Here is an 18,902-nt window from a genome sequence, read left to right on the forward strand (position 1 = left end):
GGCCAAACCACAAGGGATATGGATAATGCGCAGCGGCGGCGGACACAAACCTATGCCGTATCCACCGCCGACTTATGATCAAGCTACTTGCTTGGCTCGTTGCGTCGCTTTTTTCTGTGTCGTCTTATTCGTCGTCTTGGACGACTTGGCAGCCCGGACAACCGGACGCTCGACAATACCGAGCCGTTCAACAGCCGCGCCAAGTACCTGCCCCAGCATTTCGCTGTAGCGAACGCCCGCGAAGCCCGCCATCAAGTTGAACTTGCCATCCCAGCACCAGCCGGGGTTGGGGTTCACTTCCAGAAGCTTGATTTCGCCGCGAGCATCCGCCCGAAAATCAAACCGGGCATAGTCTCGGCAGCCTAGCCGCTCGAACAAGCGCGAGGAATGCTCAATCAGCTGCTGTTGAGCAAGGTCATTGAGATTGGCTTCGACATAGCGGATCTGCGTCCAATATGGGCTCTCTGGTTCCCATTTTGATTCGTAGCCCAGAATTTTCGGCAATGACGGATCGAGCCTGGAGTAATCAACTTCCAGGATCGGGAACGCTCTGAGCCCCTGTCCTGGATTGCCGATCATGCCGACAGAATATTCCGATCCCGTCAAATACTCCTGCACGAGGACGGAGCGCTTCGGAAACGACGTCCGCAGCTTTTCCAGGTAATCCATAAGCGCCGTTTCGTCGGTAACGACGGCATCTTTTGTAATACCCTCCGAACTATCCCCCACGTTCGGCTTCAAAATCGCAGGAAAAACCGACGGTAGCGTCGCGCCTTGATCCCCGGGACGCACATACGTTTCAAGCGGCACCGGCACATCGAGCGTCATCGCTGCCGCGCGTACGAGCCCCTTGTCGTAGCAAGCCGCTAACGCAGCTGGTGCACCGCCCGTGTAAGGCAAATCCAGCATCTCAAGCATTGCTGGCACGTGTAGCTCTTTGAAGGGGTCGTTATTGAAACCCTCATCGCAGAGATTGAACACGAGATCGGTCGATAGCTCACTGAGATCGCGCGCCAAGGTTTTATGGTTGTCGAGAAAACGGAACTCGTATCCCGGCAATTCAGAAAGACCTTCTTTAAGTCGCCGTACCGTATCCAGATCTTCGGCGTTGAAGACGCCATCACGCTTGACTTGATCCGGCAGGCGGGGATCGCCGAGGAGCACCGTCACGTCGAGGCGGTGCGTCACACCTTTTGCCTTGCGGGCAGCCTTAACCGGCGCATCCGCAGTCAGCAGAATGCGCCGCGCCATCATCCCCAAATCCTGCTCCCGGTCCGACACACTCTCGGCGGAGCCGTGATCTCGGAAATTGCGGAAGCCGACCTTCTCGAGAAGCGCCGCGATGCTCTCGCGGGTGTAGAGCCGTTCCGCATAGAACTGATCCGCGATGACACCAAGCTCGTCGTGTACGATCACCTCACGAGAAATTAGCCGATCCCGATCTGAGGAGAGAGAACGCTCACGGCACACGAACTGATGCGCATCAATCCATTCCCAGGAGCGACGCTCGAAGTGCTCCGCCATATACCCGCCGTCGGTGATGTCGAGGAAGATCTGCCCCGATGGCCGCAGCATTTTGGCGACGGCAGCGAGCACTTTCTCATCATCGGTCTGGTTCGAGAAATAGCCGAACGAGTTACCCATGATGCAGACGAGATCAAAACTGTTCTCCGGCAACCGCGGGTTCCGCGCATCGCCTTCCTTAAACAGCACGCTCAGCCCCTCGGCCTGCGCACGCTTCTTGGCAAGCCGGATCAAATACCGTGAGCGATCAACACCGGTGACCTTCCGATATCCGCGCCGCGCCAGTTCAAGGCTATGTCGACCTTGGCCGCAGCAAAGGTCGAGCACGTCCTCGGCTTTCTCTAGGCCGGACGCCGCAATAAGGAAGTCGATGTCGCGCGATGTGTTTTCACTGTTCTCGACGACGTCCCCGTCTGTCTTCACGTACAAAGCGTTGAACAGTTTACGCCACCACTCGGACGGCAAGTGCTGTTCGAGATCTGCTACTGGACCGAAACTGGTGCGGGGAGTGGGCCGTTTTACCTTTTTGGGTTTCGCTGTAGGCGCCATCGTATACTGCCGAACCTCCTGAAAGATTTGGCTAAAAAGCTGTTCCATGCCTCTCGATGACCGGCATCACGCCGGCTACGACCTAAGGAGTCGCGACCCCGCGAACCTAAAGGCAGCCGACACATAGGGGAATATTGAAATCAATCAAGTCACTTCTTTGTCGCGAACGGAATATATTTGTGAAAACAGACATTGTTACGAAACACGAAGATTACACTAAGTATTTCTCGACAATATAGATATGTAAAAACCGTCCGTGCCATGTCGCGCCGGAGTGAGTTGCAGTCCAACGTTATCCCCCGTCGAGGACACCGGCGCATCAGACCCGAGTTGTTGTTGCCATTCGTCTAGGTAGTTGATTGGCGTAAAGCCTTCATGCTCAGCGCAAAACCAGCGTACTTGCTCGCTATTCTCTTGCGGCAGGATTGAACAGGTCACATAGACCATGCGACCGCCCGGTTTGACCATTTTGGCAGCCATTTGGAGAACGCTTTTCTGATCTTCGAGACGCGCTGCTACGTTTTCGGGGGAAAGCCGCCACTTCGCATCCGGACGCCGCCGCCATGTTCCCGAACCACTGCATGGTGCATCGACAAAAACAAGGTCGAAGCGGTCACTGAGAGCATCCAACCCGGCCGCATCGCCCGCGTCCATAACCTGAACATTGCGCGCGCCCGCACGTTTCAACCGCTCGAAAATTGGTCGAAGCTGCGTCTTCTCACTATCGTAAGCATAGACCTGCCCCGTGTTCTGCATCGAGGCTGCAAACGCGAGCGATTTACCACCCGCACCGGCACACAAATCCAACACCTGCAAACGCGGTCGCGCTCCGGCCAGAAGCGCAGCCAATTGACTGCCTTCGTCCTGAACCTCAAACCATCCTTTGCCATGAGCCGTTTCGGCTTCCACATTCGGCGCCCGCTTACCGCCTTGCGGCGCCGGGATACGAATCCCAACGGGGGAAAGCAATGTTGCCTCCGCGCCGTATTTTTCTAAAGCCTTGAGGACCTTCTCCCGCGTTGCTTTAAGCGTGTTGACCCTAAGGTCAAGAGGCGCCCGTCGGGCTAAGGCTTCGCCTTCCGCTACGGCGCAAGCCCCAAATGCCCTATCGAATTCCCCGCTCAGCCATTCGGGAAAATCACCCTTTATATGAGCTGGTAAATCGTCCGAAAGAGGCCGATCAAGACCTGCTTGTTCCAGCTCACTTAGAGGCGAGATGCTGTGAGTCGAGCCGTCAGCCAACGCAATCACATCGGCCGCCGTTACGCCCATCGCCTCAGGCGCGGCTCCCACGATCAGCGCACGCGCACTATCGCTCCCCATCTTCCAGGCGATGGAATTTCGGCGTCGCAAGGCATCGTATACGAGATTGCCGATCGCAGCCCTGTCCCCAGAACCGGCGAAACGATGCGAGCGGCCCCAATCGGCAAGCGCTACCGACGCCGGCCTGTGACGCTCAATGACATCGGTCATGACTTCAATAGCGGCTTGTATCCGCGCGCCCGGTCTCACAGCGGAGCCGTGAGCAACGCCGCGACAATCATCACGAACATCGCAACCAGGAAAACAACCCCCAGCCCAAACGCCCAGAATCGCTGGCTCAAGTCATTGCGACCAACATGTATGGTCGCATGTATCAAACGCGAAATAACAAACCCCCACGCCGCGACAACCATCGCAAAATGCACCTGCCCCAGATAAATGGCCAAACCACTCAGCACATAGAACAGGACGGGCGTTTCGAACTGATTGGAGAAGTTGTTGCCGAACTGACGCACAGAGTCCGGCCACGCATGGTTGTCCAACGCAACCTCTCGGACACGCACCTCACCGCGCTTAACGGACTGATACCGCACCCAGCCGGTCACAAGGCCAAGCACAAGTGTCAGGGTAACTTGCGCCAGGATCGGCCATACCAAATTCACGTTTCGAAACCTCAGCTAACGCCGGGATAGTTAGGACTTTCCCGCGTTATGGTGACGCCATGGGTATGGCTCTCGGACATAGCAGCAGGCGAAATCCGAACGAACTTCGCCTTTTGCTGAAGTTCAGCCACCGTTGCCGCACCGACGTATCCCATTGCCGCACGCAAACCACCAACGATCTGATGCAGCACGCCATCCACCGGCCCCTTGTAGGGAACCTGCCCCTCGATCCCCTCGGGCACCAGCTTCAGCGTATCGCGAACCTCGGCCTGGAAATAACGATCGGCGGAACCGCGCGCCATCGCACCGACCGATCCCATACCACGATACGACTTGTAGGTTCGTCCTTGATAGAGATAGGTCTCGCCGGGTGCCTCGTCCGTGCCCGCAAGCAGAGAGCCAAGCATGACGCATTGGGCGCCAGCCGCGATCGCCTTGGCGACGTCGCCGGAAAACTTGATGCCACCATCAGCAATGATCGGCACACCATGCTTACTGGCTTCGCTCGCGCAATTCGAAATCGCAGTGAGCTGTGGCACCCCGACACCGGCCACGATCCGCGTTGTGCAGATTGAACCCGGGCCGATGCCGACCTTGATGGCGTCGGCACCAGCATCAATGAGCGCAGCCGTCGCTTCAGCCGTCGCCACGTTACCGGCAATCACTTGAACAGCATTGGATTGCTTCTTGATCCGCGCCACCGCTTCAATCACCCGGCTCGAATGACCGTGAGCCGTATCGACGACGATCAAATCGCAGCCAGCATCAACCAGCAGCTCGGTCCGCCGGAAACCGTCTTCGCCAACCGTGGTTGCAGCAGCGACCCGCAGACGGCCTTCGCCATCCTTGCACGCGTTCGGATGTTTCTGGGCCTTCTCGATATCTTTGACCGTGATGAGCCCGATGCAATTGTAATCATCATCAACGACAATGAGTTTTTCGATACGGTGCTGATGCAGAAGCGTCTTGGCTTCATCCTGCGTCACAGAACGCTTAACCGTAATGAGCTTGTCCTTGGTCATCAGCTCCGAAACGGGCTGCCCCGGATTGCTCGCGAACCGCACGTCACGGTTCGTCAAAATGCCGACCAATTTTCCGGCTGACCGGCCTGGTGACGGAGAGACGACAGGAATACCGGAGATCTGTCGTTCAGCCATCATCTTAAGTGCATCGGCCAATGTTGCGTCCGGCGTAATCGTCACCGGGTTCAGCACGATGCCGGACTCGTATTTTTTGACCATCGCCACCTGCCGCGCCTGATCCTCAGGCTCCAAGTTGCGATGAATCACGCCGATACCACCGGCTTGCGCCACTGCAATTGCGAGACGCGCTTCGGTGACCGTGTCCATCGCCGACGACAGGATGGGGATATTGAGTGAAATCGACTTCGTGACCTTCGACGACACGTTAACCGCGCCAGGCATGATTTCCGACCCTGCCGGGACCAGGAGAACATCGTCAAAGGTGAGCGCTAGCCCTGAATCTGAATTGATCGGGCTCAAGGCCATAGGGACCTCCGGGGTTGATCATGATAGCTGCGCGCTCGGCAAATCTGAGCGCCGAGCGAACACTTGATCGCCAGCGCTATACCACTTGCCAGGGATTGCGCAAAGCCATGTGGCTCAGGCTCTTTCATTCCTGTGCACCAGAGGGTGAACACAACCGCTTTCCGAAAGAAGCGATAGGACGGCCTCCGCCAGCACCGGAGCCAGCAGGAAACCGTGCCGATAAGCGCCGTTAACGTGCACGACACGCAGATCCGGCGACACATTAATCCCCGGAACATTGTCTGGAAACGCAGGACGCACGCCGGCTCCGATATCGAGAATCTCCGCCTCCCCAAACGAAGGGCTGAGGCTATAAGCCGCTCCGAGTAACTCAAGAGTGGAGCGAACTGTAACCGGACCACTATCTTCGCTTTCAAGCACCGTCGCCCCAACCATGAAGCGATGATCCGACCACGGCACAACGTAAAGAGGATGCCGGGGGTGAAGCAACCGGACCGGCCGGCTCAGACGGACGTCGGTGCAACGGATTATGAGACGCTCTCCACGAACACCGCGCAGAGTAGGAAGTGCATCCCGCGCAGCGAGACCTCGGCAGTCGACAATCGTTTGATCAGCAGTAATATCTTCTGGCCGCGCCGCACCTGCCGCCCCGAACACGATCTCAACGTCCAGCCGTCGAACCTCATCGAGCAGGAAAGCAAGCGCTGCTGGCGTTTCGACGTGTCCTTCCTCAGCGAAATAAAGTGCAGACGAAAAGCGTCCGGCCAAATCCGGCTCAAGTTCACCAACTTGCGCTTCATCGAGCTTCTCATAGCGCTCCGTCATACGCGCGAAACGCATCAGCTCCGAAGTGTCTCTAGGACTCGCAACGACCAAGCTACCTGAAAACTTTACACCGGGATAAACGTCGCGCCACAACTCGAAGCCCTGCCGACCCAGATCTCGAACAATGGGCGGCGCTGCTTCCGATTCACAATCCGGCGCAAGCATGGCCCCCGCGTAAGAACTCGCCGACTCCGATAGCGGATCGGCATTGCGATCAAAAAGCCGTACGCGCGCACCTGCTCGAGCCAACAGCAATGCTTGCCATAGCCCCAACACACCAGCACCTAGAACGGTGACCTCTCGGCCCTCAATCCCCGATTGCAATACCCTCACGCCGCGGGTCCGCAGCGCCCTCCAGCTTGCCCTTCTCCAACACCCTGACGATCTGGGTGCCTGACGTCATCAGATCGGGCACGACCTCATGACCAAACGGTTTGACCTTGAGACCTTCCCAGACGGCACTTGGTGCCAACTCGATTTCAAATGACCCGCCACGGCTTCCAAAGTTGATGAGATCAGCCGCGTCCTGCGCGTTCATCTTCCAATCGATCAGCGCCACCAGCGTTTTCAATACGTAAAGGATTATCCGCGATCCACCGACAGATCCGAGTACCGACTCTAAGCGCCCCGTCTCATCGAAGACCATCGTGGGCGACATGGAGCTCCGCGGACGCTTGCCCCCTTGTACACGATTAGCGATCAAGCGCCCCGACTCGTCGGCTGGAAGAAATGAAAAATCGGTCAGCTCATTGTTCAGCAAGAAACCGGAAGCCCACAAACCGGACCCGAAGCCGCCCTCGATCGTCGTTGTCATCGAAATCGCATTGCCATCCCCATCAACAATCGAGATATGGCTGGTACCCGAGCGCTCTTCTGTTGCGTCGACACCGGGTAGGGGCTGCTCGAAGTCCAGGAGTCGTCCCGCGTCAGGCTGCTCCATCGCTTCATCTGGATCAATCAGCCGGCGACGCTTGCTGATATAACTTTTGGCGAGAAGACCATCGGGAATACGGACAAAGGCGGGATCAGAAATATAGCGGTCGCGATCCGCATAGGCGAGCTTCTCAGCCTCGGCAATGAGATGCATAGCAAGAGGCTGCATCCTCTCTTGAGCATCCCCGCCGAGATCATACGCCTCAAGCAACATCAAGGTCTGAGCGATAGTGTAACCGCCCGACGATGGCGGCCCCATGCTGCATATCCGCTTACGCCGGTACGTAAAGCAAATAGGCGCGCGCTCAATAGGGGCGTAGGTCCCAATATCCGTCAGGGTCATATCACCCCCTGCATTGGGCGCTGAGGCAACTGCGTCCACAATCGACTGCGCAATGGGCCCATCTTCGTAAAAGGCCTGTGCGCCATCGTTTGCGAGCACACGGAGTGTTGCCGCGAACTCCGGGTTTTTCAGCGTATACCCGACAGGTCGCGGCCACCCATCTTCGGAAAAGAAATAGCGGCGCGCGGGAGGTGTAAAACGTTCAGCTCCAAACCACGTGAGTAGCAGATTGAGCCGCCGCGAAACGGTGAAGCCGTTCTCAGCCAATTGGATCGCCGGCTCAAAAAGACGTGCCCACGGCAACTTGCCATGACGTTCGTGCAAAAGCGCCATCACAGCCACAGTTCCGGGAACGCCGACACTCAAACCGGAATTGACTGCTTTGCCGAACGGCATACGGGATCCGTTTACGAGGAAACGGTCTGGACGAGCCGCGGCCGGAGCAGTTTCACGCCCGTCGTACGTCGTCAATTTCTGCCCGTTTTCGTTCCAATGGAGAACGAAGGCACCCCCGCCAATTCCCGAGGACTGAGGCTCCACAAGATTGAGCACGAGCTGCGTCGCAATAACTGCATCCGCAGCACTGCCTCCGGCACGCAATATCTCCAGACCTGCCTTACTTGCGTAGGGGTTTGCCGCCGCTACCATATACTTCGAGGCGGTAGCCAAACGCTTTTCGACATAGCCGGAATGTGCTTCCGGCGCGCTTCGCGTTTGTGCCAATGCGCCGCTGCCGGACCAAACAAGCGCCCAGACAGCAAGCCCCGTCAGCAATGAAGCAACGAGGTTCCATAAACGAACCCGGCGAAACCGGAACGGCAATCCCGAGCCCGCTCGTTCAACGCAGAAGCTATATCGAATCCTTAAGTGCATATCTCACTGAGGCTTTTCACGACGTCCGCCCTATCTTGCGGCGCCTTCCGACTCAATGAAAATCTGACCGCATTGGATGCGTCATGCTTCGCACAAAACGTGCGAAAAGCCGGAACGGCGAGAGGGCAAGAATGCCGTTCCGGCTCTGACAAGGCGCGATCTTCACTCCGGCGGGGGTACGCAGGAGACACCGCCCCTGGTGGCGAGTACCAAAGACACCAACGGTGAGGGGCTTGGGGAAGACCCGTTGGCATCTGGCAACGCTCTCGCGACAACCTTTTGAATTTGCTTAGCTTGAGCTGAGACGCATGTCGCATTTGTTCTTCAAACGTTCTTATCCCAGATCCCCCCATGCCGTCAAGGTAAAACAGAACAAAATGGGAACGAGAAATAAAACCAGCCGCCAACGCGAAACACGCATCTGAAGGGCAAGGGACCCTTACTGACGTTTTCGTGAACGATGAGAAGAGTATCCAGATCAATCTTGCTGGCTGCTCTAGGATACGGAAGAGGCGATGCGCTCAGGAGGCATCCAATGTCCACATCTCTCGCCACGCAAGCAACCAACCGCATCCCGTATGCCGCTCCACTCCGAATCGGCACGGTCACGCTCCGGGTCCGAGACCTACAATCCATCAGCCGGTACTACGAACACCTCGTTGGGTTGCGCATACTAAGCTCGGATGGCCACACGGCCCATCTCGGAACCCGCGACTCGACACTGCTTAAGCTAATCGGCGATCCAGGCGCGGAACCGCGGCCTCCTGGCGGCGCAGGCCTCTTTCACACAGCGTTTTTGCTGCCCAACCACGGTCAACTGGCACTCTGGACGAAGCACGCAGTCGATAACCGTTTCCTCATTACAGGCGCCTCCGACCACGCCGTCAGCGAAGCGATCTACCTGTCCGATCCCGAAGGTAATGGTATCGAGATTTACTCCGATCGCCCGCGGGAAGAATGGCGCTATGCCGAGAGCCAAGTGAAAATGGTTACCGAACCACTTGACGTCGAGCGTCTGTTGGCATCGGCCTCAGGAACGTGGAGCGGCCTGCCCGATGACGGCGTCATCGGTCACGTACACCTCCAAATTGGCGCACTCGATACTGCTGAGTCTTTCTACGGAACTATCCTAGGTTTCGATATTTCTTGCCGCTATTCCGGCGCCAACTTCTTCGGCTCAGGCGGCTATCATCATCAGCTAGCCACCAACGCGTGGGCGAGCCGAGGCGCAGGCCCTCGCCCGGACGGAGCTGCCGGACTCGTGGCCTTTGAGATCCTTGCTGACAAATCTCTCATAGCACCCATCCGAGAGCGTGCCCAAAGCGCTGGCGCCCTGACAGCGGAAAGCAATAGCGGACTGACCCTGCGTGATCCCTGGAACATCGAGGTGACGCTACGGCCGAATGAAGCGACCTAAGCGATCCAAACAAAACGGTCTGATTTGGTTGACCGTGGCTCTCGAATTGGAAAACGCACACAAAATTCGAGTGCCCGCAGGGAGAAAAACCCAGAGATTATTGCGATGGTAAAGCAGCTTCTGAGCAAAACGGTATCCATTGCTCAATTCATTCTGGTTCAGTGGGTAAAAGCTGATGCACTCTTACGGACCACCCATGCCTAAAATTCCCTTTCTGGAAGTTTAATGCAGGGACAAATTCCCCCCTGACACTTTCGTGATCCGCCGGAATACGATCATGGCAAGAGTGTGGCTTGGCTGCTCTGCCGTCGAAACCCAAACGCAACTATACGTTCTCTTTACTCGGGACGATCCAAGATCGGCCGGACAGGATTGTCTGTCGTAAATTTTTCTGACGACAGATAGCAACCGCGCGCCGGGACAAATCGTTAAGCGCAAGCCGCAGTTTTTGAGAGAGATGGACGGAGCAATTTGGGATGTCCGCACTGAAGTTCATGAGCCGTAGTATAGTTGTACTGAGCGCCATCCTCGCCACTGCCGCCGCGGCGCCAAGCGCCTCAGCGCAGACGTTGTGGGGTGGCGATAATGAATGGGGCGGGGGCCGTCAAACCGTAACGTTCAACGAACAGTATACGCCAGGCCAGATCATCGTCAGCTTTGGCGATCGCCGCCTGTACCTCATCACGAAACGTGGCCAAGCCATCAGTTACCCAATCGCAATTCCGCGCGAAGACGCACGCTGGCAGGGCACGACCAGTGTTTCCATGAAACGCGAAAACCCGGATTGGCGCCCCACGCCAAGCATGCTGGCCAAAAATCCGCGCCTGCCAAGCTGGGTTCCCGGTGGTCACCCGATGAACCCGCTAGGCGTTCGCGCACTCTATCTTGGCTCAAGCACATATCGTATCCACGGCACGGATGCACCCTGGACGATCGGTACAGCAGCCTCCGCAGGTTGCATCCGAATGTACAATGAGGACGTGCTTGACCTCTACCCGCGTACAAAAATTGGCGCGAAGGTCACAGTGACCTGGGATCGCTTTAAGACCAACAAAGAGTACAACAGCGCGAGCTACAGCGATCAGCAGGGCCGCACAGGCTACTACGACGGCTTTTTCCGTTAATCCCAAAAGCCGAAGTCGAAAGTTATGAAAAAAGGACGGTGCTTTATCGCACCGTCCTTTTTTGTTTGCTGAGAAACGAGAACCCATTGCATTCCGACCTTAGACCTTAAGGGCCCGCACGTTTATCGCCCCGTCCAAGACATGCCACAAACCCACGCGCAAGATTTTCAAGCATGGTCGTGTAAAGCTCGGGGCCGGGTTCAACGTCGATCCCAATCGGATCGAGAACTCCAGTTCGAGCACCGGTCCCCTCGCTGACGGCCTGGAGCACCCGCGAATTGAATTGCGGCTCGGCAAAGATGCAAACCCCGCCCAAGCTCCCAATCCGCTCACGCAACACAGACAATCGCCGAGCCCCGGGCGGGACTTCCGGATTAACGGTCACCGCGCCGGCCGCCCGCAGGCCGAACCGCGCTTCAAAATAGTGGTAGGCATCATGAAATACGACAAAAGGGATATTACGAACTGGGACCAGTTCAGCCGCGATCACGGCAGAGGTCTGATCCACCTTCTCGGCAAACTTGCGCGCATTGAGCGCGAACGCTTTTGCATGCTGCGGCCAGCGGCGCGAGAACACCTCAGCTAAATGAAAAGCCATTACCTTGGCGTTTTCCGGATCGAGCCAGACGTGCCCATCCACATTGTTTGCGACAAAAGAAGCATTGTCCCCCAATTCGTGCGCATGCGTGTGGTCGTCACCGTGCGTATCGAAGTGACCGCCAAACCGTAGCTTCAGAAGGTGCATCCCCTTCGTTTCAGCGAGCGTCACCACTTCAACCGCCTCAGGAAGGGCCCGCACAATACGCGCCGTAAACGGTTCGACCTGCTCGGAAACGCGTACAAAAACGTTCGCCTTATTGAGTTCGCGCGCGTCCGAGGGTTTCAAAGCGTAAACATGAGGCGAAGCGTTGCCGGAGATCAAAAGTGTCGGCGTTGCTATGCCCTGCATTACCGCTGAGGCAATCGAGTGTATAGGCTTGCTGGTGATGACGACGTTCGACGCATCCTGGGCAACAACCGGTACAATAATGCCGACGTACGCAACCCACGCTAACAACGCACAAAACACGTGATCGGCCACGCTATGGCGCACACCCGCGCACCTTCCAAGGCGCCGGCGCTTCCATTTCACCGGCCTCGGCACAATTTGAGTTGTAACGATTCTAATCCGCCTTACTTTGCGCCGATTAGCACGCGATGCCAAAGTCGCACCCATATTAGTCGCAAACGTTGAAGCCGTCAGACGCACGAAGCTCGTTAGATCAAGGTTGAGATCCATGCTGTTGACCTTATCCCGGATAATTGCTGCGCACCTCGCGGTATTGGCTCTGGTGATTTCGACACCGCTTGCAGCACACCCGCACGTCTGGGTAAGCGTGGAAACGACGCTTGTCTACGACAACGGCCGCATCTCCGGGTTTCAAAATAGCTGGACGTTCGACGATGCCTACACCTCCATGGCAATCGAGGGGCTAGACGCCAACGGCGATGGCAAGTACTCCCGCGACGAGTTGACCGAGCTCGCTCAAGTCAACATCGACGGGCTAAAGGAATTTGACTACTTCACTTACCCCAAACTCAACGACGAAGCTCTGGCTCTCGGTGCTCCTCGGGACTACTGGCTAGAGCACAAAGACGGGATTCTCACCCTTCATTTCTTCCTGCCGCTGGCTGAACCAGTCCTTGCCGCGACGCCGGGTTTCACCTTCCAGGTATTTGACCCGACCTATTTCATCGCGTTCGACCTCGCGGAGAAAGATCCGATCAAACTCGCCGCAGGGGCACCACCAGAATGCCATATCGATATCGGCGTTCCAAAAGCAGATACGGCTGAAGCGGAAAAGCTCGGCGAGGCCTTTTTCCAACAGTTTGGCGGCGACATCGGTATTGGCCTCGCCAAAACTGTCTCGGTCAAGTGCTCCAGTTCCTAAACACATAACACTGCACCGTCTGAACCGAATCTGATCTCGGCACATTTGCCCGTAGGAGCCGTACGGACTTTTGCGGTCACCGCGTCCTATTTTGACGCGCGGGTTAACTCTTATCTAAAGACACTCACCGCAGTAGCACACGCACGAGCTAGTCTCTGAACTGAGCACCGATCCACGTCGGCAACGTGAGCCGCCCAGCTCCCAACGACCTAAAGGTCAGTTTGAGTTTTATATGCGCCTGATGCTGCCAGTTCTGTTTGCCGCCGCTGCGCTGATTACAGCGCTCAGCACATCCAATGCGGCCCGAGATCTGATCAGCGCACCGTCATCCGCGGACGCCGAATTAATCGTGATTGAGGTCGAAGGGTGCTTATACTGCAAAGTCTTCCGCCGTGACGTGCTTCCGGGCTATCTGGCGTCCCAGCGCAGCAAGGAAGCCCCTATTCGCTTTGTTGACTACAATACCCAAACCGCCGCAGATCTCCCGCTGAATGAACCTGTCACCATCGTCCCGACTTTTGTAATGATAAAAGACAACAGGGAAGTTGGCCGATTACCGGGCTACGTCGGCAGAAGCGAGTTCCTCCGGGCTGTGACCCATATGCTGTCTGCGCCATAACTTCGCTTTTCTGTCCTTCCATATCCGTTGCCAAGCCACAGACGATCGGCTTTCATGCCGGCAGTTTTTGTTACGGTGCGGTAGTTCCGGAGACGCAACCCTATGGATCGACGCGAATTTTTGAAGACAACCGGTCTCGCCGCTACGGCAGCTGCCACGACAACAACAACTGCTGCGGCCTCCTCGACGTCTGCGCCGGTCTCCGCACCCGCGATCCTCCCGAACACCCGTGAACTGCACATGGCAATGGCGTGGCCGGATGCCGTATCTGGCCAGGCAGACTGCGCGCATCGCCTTGCCAGTCGCATCGAAGAAGCAACGGACCGTCGTTACCGCATTCGTATCACTGCCGAAAATTCGAATGCAGCAGTCACTCTCGCAAAGGGCGAGGCCGACCTTTACCATGCCAGTGAGCATGACAATGCTGACCTCGACGCTGCTTTTTCGTATTTCGCCGGACTGCCGTTTTCGGCAGGCTTGGCACCGGGCGACCTAGCAAGCTGGCTCGCCATCGGAGGTGGTCAGGAACTTTGGGATGAACTTGCCGCCGAGCACGGCTTCAAACCGCTGCTGGCCGGACACACCGGACAGTCACCACGTCTCTGGTCGAACCGACCTATTGGGACCTTGGGTGACTTCAAGGGCCTGCGCATCTCGGCTTACGGTCCAACGGCCGACGTCATGCGTGCCATCGGTGCCGAAACGGTCGCGATGCCGTCGTACCGGCTCGCGGCCGCCCTTCGTGACCGGGACATTGATGCAGCCGAATTCGGTGGCGCATTGCAGGCAATGGCAGCAGGCGTAGCGCCGGCCGGGAACATTGCTCTGGAAACCGTTTCCAATGGCGCCGGCACGGCCATTACACTGGGCATCAGCACACGCTTGTGGGACGGCATGAGCCAATCCGACCGGACGATCTTTACGGCATGCGCCGGAGAAGCTTACCGGCTGGCGGTCTCTGAAAACGAAGCCCATGAGAAGGTTATTATGAAGACCCTAACCGATCTGCATGGGGTCACGACCGCGAGCCTGACGGCGGACGCCCGTGCCGCCCTACGCTCGGTTACTGAGGCGGTTGTCGCAACTCTCGCTTCTACGACTCCGCGTGCCCAGCGCGTTAATGCGAGCTACATGGCCTTCCGCCGAATGGTAAGCCCATCGGATCTGGCGACGCCTTCAACTGAGATCCCTCTTGTTTGAAGTTAACGCGCTGCAAAAACCGGAATTTTTCATCGCTTTTGTCGGAAAGGGGCGTAAACTGCCGGTCCAATGGCGAACCCAAATCAAAGGCCCGAAAGGAGTCATTGAAAAATGAGCACCGACTATACAAACGATGTGGCGCGTTACGCCAAAAACGTCAACGAACAAGCCGTTGCCGGCATTGTCAAACATTTAGGCATTGCTCTACGCGGCAGAGATGCGGCACTAGTGTCGTGCTCAAGCAAAGACGAACTCGCGCGGGTTCGTGATGGATGGCTGAAAAAGAAGCTCGGATTGACGGACGACGACAAGGCGCTCGACGCGGCAATCAATGAGATCTGCACGACCATGAAAGGCGACTCGCAGAAACAGCGCGTGACCTTCTATTACCTGCTCGCTGAGAAGTACAACAAGCTCGATGCTCTTGTCTGAGCGCACATACCTTGCGTGATCGCGTTTTGCTGACCGCAGGCCTTGCGTTTTAATTGCCGCGACCGATTTTGAAGTAAGGGGTATGGAGTAGCTTCCTGCCCCTTAATTTGTTTTATGCAATACTATCCCTTGGCTGCCGATCGGAATACGCGGAGATGCCAAAGAATAAGCCGACCCTGAGCGAAAAATTCGATCTGGCCGAGACGCATGTGCTCCTCACCGGTACTCAGGCCATCGTTCGCCTCGCGCTTATGCAAAAGGCTAGAGATCAGGAAAACGGCCTGAACACAGCTGGTTATGTGACGGGCTATCGCGGCTCTCCCATCGCAACAATCGAACAAGCATTTGCGGCAGCAGGGCAGATCGTTCCCGCAAACGACATCGTCTTTCAGCCGAGCATTAATGAAGATCTTGCCGCGACGGCAATCTGGGGCTCGCAGCAGGCCGAGTTGCGCGGCGAAGGCCTCTTCGATGGCGTGTTCTCCATATGGTACGGAAAAGGCCCCGGCGTCGACCGCTCTGGGGACGCACTCCGTCACGCCAATCACGCAGGGACCTCCGCCAACGGCGGCGTGATCGCACTTATGGGCGACGACCATACGTGTGAAAGTTCCACCTCGGCGCACCAGTCCGAATTCGCTTTCGTCGACGCGATGATTCCGATCCTGGCACCGGCAAACGTTCAGGAGATTCTTGATTTCGGCCTGTTTGGATTTGCACTGTCTCGCTACGCAGGCGTCTGGGTCGGCCTGAAATGCGTAAAGGATAACGCCGAGAGCACCGCATGCGTCGACGGGCGACCCAATCGCGTTGTCATACGCCATCCAGCTCCAACCGAATTTGATATGCCGCCTGATGGCTTAAACATCAGGCTGGGCGATAGTCCGTTGGCGAAGGAGGCACGTCTTCACGAATTGAAACTCGATGCGGTGCGTGCGTTCGTCCGAACGAACGGACTAGATCGAATCATTTTTGAAGGGGGACCAGCTCCACGAATTGGTATCGTCACGGCAGGCAAAAGCTATCCTGAAGTCCGTCAGGCTCTCCACGATCTCGATATAGATGAAACGCGCGCTGAAGAGCTGGGCGTGGCTCTATATAAGGTCGCCATGACATGGCCCCTCGAACCCAAAGCCATGCTGAGATTTGCCGCCGATCTCGATCTCATCATCGTCGTCGAAGAAAAGCGCGCGCTCATAGAACCTCAAATAAAGGAGTTGCTTTATGGGCGCGACGCACGCCCCGTCATAATCGGCAAGCGGGATGAAGATGGCGCCCCCCTGTTCAAGTCATCCGGCGCCCTGGAAACACTGCAAATCGCGCTGGCCATCGGCGAACGTTTGTCAGAACGCACAGGCGACCGCCAGATCTGGAACCGCGTCGCTGAGCTCCATCGATTTGCCACCAACCGCGCGACAGAACCCGAAGCTTTTGAGCGCACGGCCTACTTCTGTGCCGGCTGCCCGCACAATACTTCGACACAAGTCCCTGACGGCGCGCGCGCTTATGCAGGTATCGGCTGCCACTACATGGCCCAGTGGATGGACCGTGCGACCGACGGCTTTACCCAAATGGGTGCCGAAGGAGCCAACTGGATCGGCGAAGCGCCCTTCTCAGCGAGAGACCACGTCTTCCAGAACATAGGCGACGGCACCTTCGTACACTCAGGTTCTCTTGCAATCCGTGCAGCCGTTGTCTCAGGCACAAATATCACTTTCAAGGTGCTCTATAACGATGCCGTCGCGATGACGGGCGGACAACCCCTCGAAGGCGGCATGACCGTCAGCCAGATGGCGGCTCTCGCTCTTGCCGAAGGTGTAGCACGCGTCGATGTCGTGACAGACGATCCGGCCCGCTACAGGTCCATTAACTTGCCGCCAGGCGTCGAGCTCCTTCAACGCAGCAAGCTCGACGCGACGCAGCGCGCGCTGGCCGAAACGCGCGGGGTCTCAGTCCTCATCTATGATCAGACGTGCGCCGCCGAAAAACGCCGCCGCCGGAAACGCGGAACGTTGCAAGACCCAGACCGGCGCGTCTTTATAAACCCGCTTGTCTGCGAAGGCTGCGGGGATTGCGGCGTGAAATCAAACTGCGTCGCGATCGTTCCTCTCGAGACCGAACTTGGACGAAAGCGGGCCATAGACCAATCAGCCTGCAACAACGACTTTACGTGTCTTGAAGGCTTCTGCCCCAGCTTCGTGACACTGCACGGGGCAAAGCCCAAATCCCGGTCGTCGTCAGAAACAAAACAAACCGCGACGCCGACACTAAATCCGGTCGCTTTACCAGAACCGCAGCGGCCGAGCCTCGCCGAGCCCTACGCCATTCTCGCGACTGGAATCGGCGGCACGGGCGTCGTCACGATATCTGCTGTTCTTGGCCAAGCTGCGCATCTTGCAGGCCTTGGCTTCGGAGCCATCGACGCTACCGGCCTAGCTCAGAAAGGTGGCGCCGTCGTTTGCCACATGAGGTTCGCCGCTGAACCGGAGGCAATCAACGCCATCCGGGTGGGAACAGCGGACGCGGACCTGATCCTGGGTGGAGACCTCGTCGTAACGGCGTCAAACAAGGTTCTCGATTGTATTTATCCCAACCACACGGCCGTCGCTGTATCGAGCCATGAAGTTCTAACCGGTGCCTTCACACGCCGACCGGATTTGGCCATCCCCAGCCACCGCTTGATGGACCGCATTCGCCGCCGCTTGAATGGAGCGCCACTGATCAGCGTTGATGTGTACGACCTCGCCGTTCGCAACTTCGGCGACAGCATCTACGCCAACATGATGCTGCTCGGCATTGCCTACCAACATGGCTTCATCCCCGTGCCATCAAACTGCATCGAAGCTGCGATCCGGCTCAACGGCGCCAAGGCTGAAACAAACATTGCCGCGTTCCGGTTTGGACGCACCACGGCCACGAGAGATGAACTTCAAACGGAACATGAGGATCCCAATCCCGCACACAAAGCGCTAACGCTTCGCGAAGCCATTGCGCACCGCGCAGCGCACCTTGAAGCCTACCAGAATGTCACCCTCGCCGAGCGCTATCTCGAACGCGTCGACGCTATCGCCAATCTCGAACAGCATAGAATTCCAGGCTCCCAGACACTTACAAAAGCTGTGGCACACGCTTATTTCAACGTCCTCGCCATTAAGGACGAATACGAAGTCGCGCGCCTATTCACGCAGGGCAGCTTCCAAAACCTCATTGGGCAAAACTTCGACAATATCCGCGCAATGACGTTCCGTATGGCTCCGCCCCTCCTTCCCCGCAGGGATCGTGCAACTGGCCATCCTCGGAAACTCGCAATTTCTGGCCGCTGGCTAATGCCGATACTGAAGGGACTAGCCAAGGCAAAACGTTTGCGAGGCACATGGGCTGACCCATTTGCCTACACTGTCGACCGTCGCCGGGAACGCGCCTGGATAACGCAGTATGAGGAGGATCTCGATCTTATCGCCCAACGTCTAAACCACGGCAATTATGCAGCCGCCATCGAACTCGCCGGTCTGCCGCAAACTGTGCGCGGCTTTGGCCATGTCAAAATGGCGGCTTTAGACAAAGCCGAACATCGCGCCAAAGAACTCAGGCAACAGCTACGAGATCGCTCACGGTCCGCAAATTTGGATCGCATCCCCGCGCAATAAAAATTCAAATCACTCATAGACAAAAGCCACGCCAACTAATCTGACGTCATAA

The 18,902-nt window shown here is 57.1% G+C and carries 14 protein-coding genes; 7 read left to right on the plus strand and 7 right to left on the minus strand.

What is annotated here, in order from left to right:
• Positions 1 to 78: 78 nt before the first annotated feature.
• From BLS30_RS07985 to ggt, 6 genes are all read right to left on the minus strand, one after another.
• The gene (locus BLS30_RS07985) at positions 79 to 2,073 is read right to left on the minus strand and encodes a methyltransferase domain-containing protein (RefSeq protein ID WP_046480877.1); all 1,995 of its coding nucleotides are present in this window, start codon (positions 2,071 to 2,073) and stop codon (positions 79 to 81) included.
• Positions 2,074 to 2,289: 216 nt separating this feature from the next.
• Entirely contained in the window at positions 2,290 to 3,585 is a 1,296-nt protein-coding gene (locus tag BLS30_RS07990; protein WP_090227924.1) for an RsmB/NOP family class I SAM-dependent RNA methyltransferase, read from the minus strand.
• On the minus strand, positions 3,582 to 3,998 hold the full coding sequence (locus BLS30_RS07995) for an MAPEG family protein (protein WP_170832435.1): 417 nt from the start codon (positions 3,996 to 3,998) through the stop codon (positions 3,582 to 3,584). Before BLS30_RS07995 ends, BLS30_RS07990 begins: the two co-directional genes overlap by 4 nt.
• 11 nt (positions 3,999 to 4,009) lie before the next feature.
• Positions 4,010 to 5,506, minus strand: coding sequence for an IMP dehydrogenase (gene guaB, locus BLS30_RS08000; RefSeq protein WP_090227931.1), 1,497 nt, complete (start codon positions 5,504 to 5,506; stop codon positions 4,010 to 4,012).
• 114 nt (positions 5,507 to 5,620) lie between these two features.
• Positions 5,621 to 6,664 carry an FAD-dependent oxidoreductase gene (locus BLS30_RS08005; protein ID WP_244512392.1) on the minus strand — a complete coding sequence of 348 codons (1,044 nt, stop codon included), beginning with the start codon at positions 6,662 to 6,664 and terminating at the stop codon, positions 5,621 to 5,623.
• A complete protein-coding gene (ggt, locus tag BLS30_RS08010; RefSeq protein ID WP_046479691.1) occupies positions 6,639 to 8,429 on the minus strand; it encodes a gamma-glutamyltransferase in 1,791 nt (596 codons plus the stop codon). Before ggt ends, BLS30_RS08005 begins: the two co-directional genes overlap by 26 nt.
• Before the next feature lie 586 nt (positions 8,430 to 9,015).
• Between ggt and BLS30_RS08020 the strand changes: the two genes are divergently transcribed.
• Both BLS30_RS08020 and BLS30_RS08025 read left to right on the plus strand, forming a co-directional pair.
• The gene (locus BLS30_RS08020) at positions 9,016 to 9,897 is read left to right on the plus strand and encodes a VOC family protein (RefSeq protein ID WP_090227935.1); all 882 of its coding nucleotides are present in this window, start codon (positions 9,016 to 9,018) and stop codon (positions 9,895 to 9,897) included.
• Positions 9,898 to 10,373: 476 nt separating this feature from the next.
• The gene (locus tag BLS30_RS08025; RefSeq protein WP_076605361.1) at positions 10,374 to 11,021 is read left to right on the plus strand and encodes a L,D-transpeptidase; all 648 of its coding nucleotides are present in this window, start codon (positions 10,374 to 10,376) and stop codon (positions 11,019 to 11,021) included.
• A 106-nt stretch (positions 11,022 to 11,127) separates the two neighbouring features.
• Here BLS30_RS08025 and BLS30_RS08030 read toward each other — a convergent pair whose 3' ends face one another.
• Complete coding sequence (locus BLS30_RS08030) at positions 11,128 to 12,114, minus strand: zinc ABC transporter substrate-binding protein (protein ID WP_210184020.1); 987 nt, start codon at positions 12,112 to 12,114, stop codon at positions 11,128 to 11,130.
• Between the two features lie 184 nt (positions 12,115 to 12,298).
• On the opposite strand from BLS30_RS08030, the gene BLS30_RS08035 reads away from it, so the two are divergent.
• The 5 genes from BLS30_RS08035 (at position 12,299) to BLS30_RS08055 (ending at position 18,850) form a co-directional block, all read left to right on the plus strand.
• Positions 12,299 to 12,952 (plus strand): DUF1007 family protein, encoded by a 654-nt coding sequence (locus BLS30_RS08035; RefSeq protein ID WP_090227943.1) that lies wholly within the window; start codon positions 12,299 to 12,301, stop codon positions 12,950 to 12,952.
• Between the two features lie 232 nt (positions 12,953 to 13,184).
• Complete coding sequence (locus BLS30_RS08040) at positions 13,185 to 13,571, plus strand: thioredoxin domain-containing protein (protein ID WP_090227945.1); 387 nt, start codon at positions 13,185 to 13,187, stop codon at positions 13,569 to 13,571.
• A gap of 102 nt (positions 13,572 to 13,673) precedes the next feature.
• Positions 13,674 to 14,771, plus strand: a complete 1,098-nt coding sequence (locus BLS30_RS08045) for a twin-arginine translocation signal domain-containing protein (protein ID WP_090227948.1) — start codon at positions 13,674 to 13,676, stop codon at positions 14,769 to 14,771.
• A 111-nt stretch (positions 14,772 to 14,882) separates the two neighbouring features.
• On the plus strand, positions 14,883 to 15,203 hold the full coding sequence (locus BLS30_RS08050) for a DUF2853 family protein (RefSeq protein ID WP_046479672.1): 321 nt from the start codon (positions 14,883 to 14,885) through the stop codon (positions 15,201 to 15,203).
• 155 nt (positions 15,204 to 15,358) lie between these two features.
• On the plus strand, positions 15,359 to 18,850 hold the full coding sequence (locus BLS30_RS08055; protein ID WP_090227950.1) for an indolepyruvate ferredoxin oxidoreductase family protein: 3,492 nt from the start codon (positions 15,359 to 15,361) through the stop codon (positions 18,848 to 18,850).
• Positions 18,851 to 18,902: the final 52 nt, after the last annotated feature.

The sequence above is a fragment of the Filomicrobium insigne genome, from assembly GCF_900104305.1.
Classification (GTDB): Bacteria; Pseudomonadota; Alphaproteobacteria; order Rhizobiales; family Hyphomicrobiaceae; genus Filomicrobium; species Filomicrobium insigne.